We start from the raw sequence: 202 nt of genomic DNA on the forward strand, positions 1-202 counted from the left end.
TAGGAACTATTGCCTCTAAAAACCAACAAAAACTGGCAGCACCTGCCCTTAAGGTTAACAAATCCAGTGCCACCTCTGGAAACTACCTGTTTGTAAATTCTAAACTACTAGGGAGTAAAGAATCTTTGGTATTATGGAAAGAATCCTCTGTTATTGATGTGTACGACCTAGTAAAAAACCGTTATGAATTTAGTTTTTATGT

Annotated in this window: 1 pseudogene; it reads left to right on the plus strand. The window is 36.1% G+C overall.

Annotated features, from left to right (window positions below):
- Window positions 1–202, plus strand: a pseudogene (locus tag Q4Q35_RS08730) (MauE/DoxX family redox-associated membrane protein); the annotation flags it as partial.

The organism is Flavivirga aquimarina, from assembly GCF_030540835.1.
GTDB lineage: Bacteria > Bacteroidota > Bacteroidia > Flavobacteriales > Flavobacteriaceae > Flavivirga > Flavivirga aquimarina.